Annotated in this window: 5 protein-coding genes and 1 pseudogene; 2 read left to right on the forward strand and 4 right to left on the reverse strand. The window is 52.9% G+C overall.

Going from position 1 to position 5,058, the window contains the following annotated elements:
• Positions 1-501 precede the first annotated feature (501 nt).
• From AAAC48_RS21165 to betI, 3 genes are all read right to left on the reverse strand, one after another.
• Entirely contained in the window at positions 502-966 is a 465-nt protein-coding gene (locus AAAC48_RS21165) for an NUDIX domain-containing protein (protein ID WP_340656082.1), read from the reverse strand.
• Between the two features lie 57 nt (positions 967-1,023).
• Complete coding sequence (locus AAAC48_RS21170) at positions 1,024-1,614, reverse strand: SOS response-associated peptidase family protein (protein ID WP_340656083.1); 591 nt, start codon at positions 1,612-1,614, stop codon at positions 1,024-1,026.
• Positions 1,615-1,694: 80 nt separating this feature from the next.
• Positions 1,695-2,300, reverse strand: a complete 606-nt coding sequence (gene betI, locus AAAC48_RS21175) for a transcriptional regulator BetI (protein WP_340656084.1) — start codon at positions 2,298-2,300, stop codon at positions 1,695-1,697.
• A gap of 170 nt (positions 2,301-2,470) precedes the next feature.
• Between betI and choX the strand changes: the two genes are divergently transcribed.
• The gene (gene choX, locus AAAC48_RS21180; RefSeq protein ID WP_340656085.1) at positions 2,471-3,379 is read left to right on the forward strand and encodes a choline ABC transporter substrate-binding protein; all 909 of its coding nucleotides are present in this window, start codon (positions 2,471-2,473) and stop codon (positions 3,377-3,379) included.
• Positions 3,376-4,425, forward strand: a complete 1,050-nt coding sequence (locus AAAC48_RS21185; RefSeq protein WP_340656086.1) for a zinc-dependent alcohol dehydrogenase — start codon at positions 3,376-3,378, stop codon at positions 4,423-4,425. The genes choX and AAAC48_RS21185 overlap by 4 nt, the downstream gene beginning before the upstream one ends.
• Positions 4,426-4,724: 299 nt before the next feature.
• Here AAAC48_RS21185 and AAAC48_RS21190 read toward each other — a convergent pair.
• A pseudogene (locus tag AAAC48_RS21190) lies at positions 4,725-4,907 on the reverse strand (NAD(P)/FAD-dependent oxidoreductase); the annotation flags it as partial.
• Positions 4,908-5,058: the final 151 nt, after the last annotated feature.

Genomic DNA, 5,058 nt, shown 5'->3' on the forward strand with positions numbered 1-5,058 from the left:
TGAAGCATCGCAAACTTTGGACCGGGTTTTAGGCTACGAAGATTGAACCATGAGAATGATTATTTCGCGATCTGGACGGTCCTTGGGTCTGATCGACGTACGACCTTGGTTCATCAATTGTTCGACCATCGTGTCGAAATCCCCGTCTGAACCAACGACAGGTTTAATCAGCTCCGTCATAGCTTCAAAGCTCATTCGATTTGGGCCTGTGACGATCTCGCCGCTTGTATAACTTGTGAGAGTGACATCGGGCAAATGTAGATTAATGGGCCTTCTCCACGACTGGATGCCTTCGGCTTAATAGGCGAAAGCTCGGGTAACAGAATGTGCCAAGGTTGTTGTCGGATCAAGTGCACTCAATAGTAGATTTGTGATTTTGGAGCGCATCTTTGCCTCTAATCATGCCGAGAGGTCCTTTCCCAACAAACGAGAAAGTGTCATGTGGGTTCCTACCGCTATTCTAATGCACGGCTATCACGTCATTATTGGACTTGGGGATGCTCACTCGGCAACATGCCGTCTTGCGAACTCCAGCAAGATAGCGCGCTGTCCCTTGAGAATTTTGCGCTCCGCCTGAGGCAATTCGAACCAGCCAGCTCTGTCCACCTCTGGAAACTCTTTCATTGACCCGGATTTTGGCGGCCATTCCATTTCGAATGTGTTGCTGATGATCGCTTCTACCCGCACGTTTGCCTCGACGGACCAGGCGATGACGACTTTGCCGCTGGGCTGTTTGAATTCTCCCAGAGGAACGAAGGTTCCGATGATCTCTACGCCAAGTTCTTCCCTGACCTCCCGCCGAGCCGCTGCCAGCTCGTCCTCATTTTCGTCGATCAGACCCTTTGGGATCGACCACGCGCCGTCGTCCTTTTTGGTCCAGAACGGTCCACCCGGATGCACCAGCAAGACTTCGGCAAGTCCACTACTGTGGCGGTGGATCAGCAATCCGGCGCTACGCTGTGGCATTTCGATGCCTCACTAAAATTGGTGTCGAGCTCCCGCGAGCACCGTAACTGGGCTTCGTCAATCCGCTCCTGCCCGAACAGTTTCCACCGTCAGCGAGCCTTCTGGAAGCGGTTGCAGCAGTTCCGGCTCAGAACTCGTCAGGTAAATCCACGCTGCCCAGTTTTCGGGGCGAAGCACAACCACCTGGCGATTGTGATAAGGTTCCACGTCCGGACCTGGCATTGTTGTCAACATCGCAAAAGACGGTGGGTGATTACCGTGACCATCGCGCCATATCCCGGCGATCGCCATGAAGGGCGCATCATTCAAAGCGAACCGATGCTTCGCCTTTGGATATTTCTTACCTGTGAATTCGAAAAAGGCGCTTGCCGGAATGAGGCATCGTTTGCTCTCGGCAAAGTGTCGTCCCTCTGATCGAAAATTGAATGCGGGTCCGCCACGCCCCGACGACGGGAGGCCAAAGTTCAGCTGCGTAAGTTCGATATCATTTCCAGCGGTACGCATGACGGGAGCCATATCATTGACCTTGATGTCATCGGCCCGTGGGAGATCAAGCTCGCTTTGGTGGGAAGGGATGCCAAACTTGAGCGCCTGCATCATTTCGCAGTATTCGGCCCAACGGATATGTTGCTCATAATCGTTGCACATGATTTTTAACGTCGTTCAGTCGCGCGATCTTTTCGACGGCCCGAGGATGAGCCAATCATTGCGCGCGGAACATGCCTTGATCATTTTATCCTCTTCATCTCACCCACTTTCGCGGAGCCGAGCGCGTACTCGACTTGAGTTTTGATCAAGTCAATCGCCTCAGCATTTGATATCTTGGTGCTTGCTGCGGCGCGGTGCAGCCAGCTGCCATCGATGAGAATGGCCACCATTGCTACAAAGCGCGGCACGCTTTCATCATCCATCACCTGGTCGACGCAGCTGCTGATATTCGATGCCAGACGTCGATGAAAAAGCCGTTGCAGTCGTTCAAGTTGCGGGTCGCGCGCGCTCGCGACATAGAATGACAGCCAGGCATTGGCGATATTCTGCTCGAACAGGGTTTCAGGGAAATTGCCTTCAATTATGGCTAAGAGGCGATCCCAACGATTGGGGGCGCGTTTCATGCGCGTCACCACTTCATCCATGATGACGCGGTTGGCATGCCGCACCATCCAGAACAAAACCTCATCCTTGTTCTTGAAATAATAGGACAGGATGCCAGGTGACATGCCGGCCTCCTTGCAGATCCGTGCGGTGGTCAACCCGTCGATTCCGAACTGCAAAAAGGCCCTGTAGGCTCCCTCAATCAATTCCTGCCGTCTTATGTCTTCGATTGAACGTTTCATGTGCCCCAAATCAATTGCAAGAAGCTATTATCACTATAGCGTTCAAATTTTTGTATGCTCATACAATATTTTGAATTGACAAAAAATTCCACGATGCGAAGCTCCCGTCATTGTCTCACGTTAGAAAACCAGAGGGGTACGACATGAGAAAGCGTCTATCGGCTGCGCTTATGGCAGGTCTGTTGCTTACGAGTGTGAAAACGGCGTTGGCGGAAGATGCTTCCTGCGCAACCATCAAAGCTGCGGATCTTGGATGGACCGATATCGCGCTGACGACGGCAACGGCAACCATTGTTCTCAATGCCATGAATTACTCGATGAAGAGCAGCCTGCTCGGCCTTAGTGTCACTTACGCAAGCCTCAAAGACGGACAGACCGACGTGTTCCTCGGCAACTGGCGTCCGGCGCAAAACACTGAGTTCAAGGAATTCTTCGATAAAAAGTGGGTGGACGTACTCACGACCAATCTTTCCGGCGCAAAGTATACCCTCGCGGTTCCTGACTATGTTGCTGCCGCCGGCGTCAAATCATTCGATGACCTCAGCAGATTCGCGGATAAATTCGGCAAGAAGATCTATGGCATCGAGCCAGGCACCAACCAGCCCTTGCTTGATATGATTGCTAAGGGCAGCCACGGTCTAAGCGGATGGACAATCGTGGAATCCAGTGAGCAAGCGATGCTGGCGCAAGTTAAACGAGCCGTGGAGCGCAAGGAGTGGATAGTCTTTCTTGGCTGGCAACCTCACCCGATGAACCTCAATCTGAAGATGGATTATCTATCGGGGGGCGATGAGGAATTCGGACCAGATTTTGGTGGCTCGTCCGTCTGGACACTGACACGTCCGGGTTATGCTGCCAATTGCCCCAACGTTGCTCGATTCTTCAAGAATCTGGTGTTTTCCGTCGATCAAGAAAACGTCGGAATGAAGTCAATGCTCGACGACGGCGCGACCGGCGAAGAGGCGGCAATGGCCATGATCCGCAAAAATCCGCAAAACCTGGACAAATGGCTGGACGGAGTAACCATGCTTGACGGATCTCCGGCGCTGGCAAAGGTCAAGGAAGAGCTTTTAAAATGAGCCTTTTCGACAGCCTCGATATGCGTGCAGCTATCCTCGACGGAAACCCGGGCGGATCAATCACAATCAACTGCTTGCCAGTTCCGCAACCTGCGCATGGCGAGATGCTGGTGAAGCTGGAAGCCTGCGGTGTGTGCCACACGGACCTGCATGTATGGAAAGGATCCGTGCGGCCAGGCAGCGGTAAACCCGCTGCGCAGATACTTGGACATGAAGGCATCGGTCGCGTTGTTTCGACAGGACCTGGCGTAGATAATTTCACAGCTGGGGATCGCGTGGGCATTCCTTGGCTGCACAATACCTGTGGCACGTGCGATGAATGCTTAGCCGGTCAGGAGGCATTTTGCCAATTCCAGCGCGCGCACGGTTTCGATGTAGACGGTGGCTTTGCCGAATATGTGATTGTTGATGCAGGGTACGCCATTCCCGTGCCTGATGGTGCCGATGCAGGTTCGCTTGCCCCGTTGATGTGTGCGGGCGTTACAGCTTATTCAGCAATAACCAAGGCAGAACTGAAACCGGGCATGCGCTGCGCAATATTCGGCTGCGGCGGTCTCGGCCTTTACGCCATCCAGATTGCAGTACGATCGGGCGCCTTCGTCGTTGCTCTCGACATCTCAGAAGATAAACTCGAGCTCGCAAGAGCGGTGGGTGCACAGGCGACATTGATCGCCGACGATACAGCGATCGGGAAGTTGGAGAGCCTTGGAAAGATGCATGCATGCATCAACTTTGCCCCGACTGCAGCAACCTGGCCCATGATGATTGGGAGCATTCGCCCACGCGGGAAAATTGTCGCCACTGCGATGGTATCAAATCCCGTTCCAGTCAATCAGGAATGGCTGACAGGCACAGGCGTTGTGATCACCGGGACAAGTGTTGGCACACGCCTTGAAATGCGCGAGTTGCTGCGCATACACACCGATAATCCCTTGTCGATGAAAATAAAGGAAATAACGCTCGATGGTATCAAGGATGCTCTCGAAGACCTTAATTCCGGGCAGATCGAGGGACGCATCGTCATTCGCTACGATGTAATATCTTGACCGCCGGACAAATTGCGGCGGAATTGGACACAGCCGAATATCAAGGGCGCGTGGTTGCGTCTCCCGAGGATGTATCGCTGATTACATTCCATGATGCAGACTGGACAAGCGTAGCAAGCCCGCCAAAACTGGGTTGACCAGTCGGCCTATAAGCTGGGAAAGGACCGCGATAGAGCTTCTGATACGCCACAGAAAGGGCCATCACTCCAACGCCGTCATCCCGGTTGGACCGCCCTCAAGGGGACGACAACAACCCTATACTCCTCCCGAAGTTACCTATCCTTGATCGGTGAATTGGGCAGCATAGCCCTGATCTGGATGTGTCTCTCGAGCGTCTTAGTGTTCCAGGTGAACGTTACAAGATCGCGCCAGCAACAATCCTGAAACAGATTAACAGCTGCATTGATATCCTTGTTAGCAAAGGCTCTTTCAAGCTTGCCAAGGCCGGTCTCAACTTTCTGGTGGGGGCTGTCGTCAAGCATGAAATCTCCTCCATCTGCTTGCATGCGCAGGGGCAGGCAGATGATAATCGCTGACTTACGGGGTTCAACCGAATGTTGGATTGCAGGAGGAAATACTGTGATTACAAATATTTCTACAAAGAAATTGAGATTTGGGATCATCCTCCTTCCC

It is taken from the genome of Phyllobacterium sp. (assembly GCF_037994405.1).
Classification (GTDB): domain Bacteria; phylum Pseudomonadota; class Alphaproteobacteria; order Rhizobiales; family Rhizobiaceae; genus Phyllobacterium.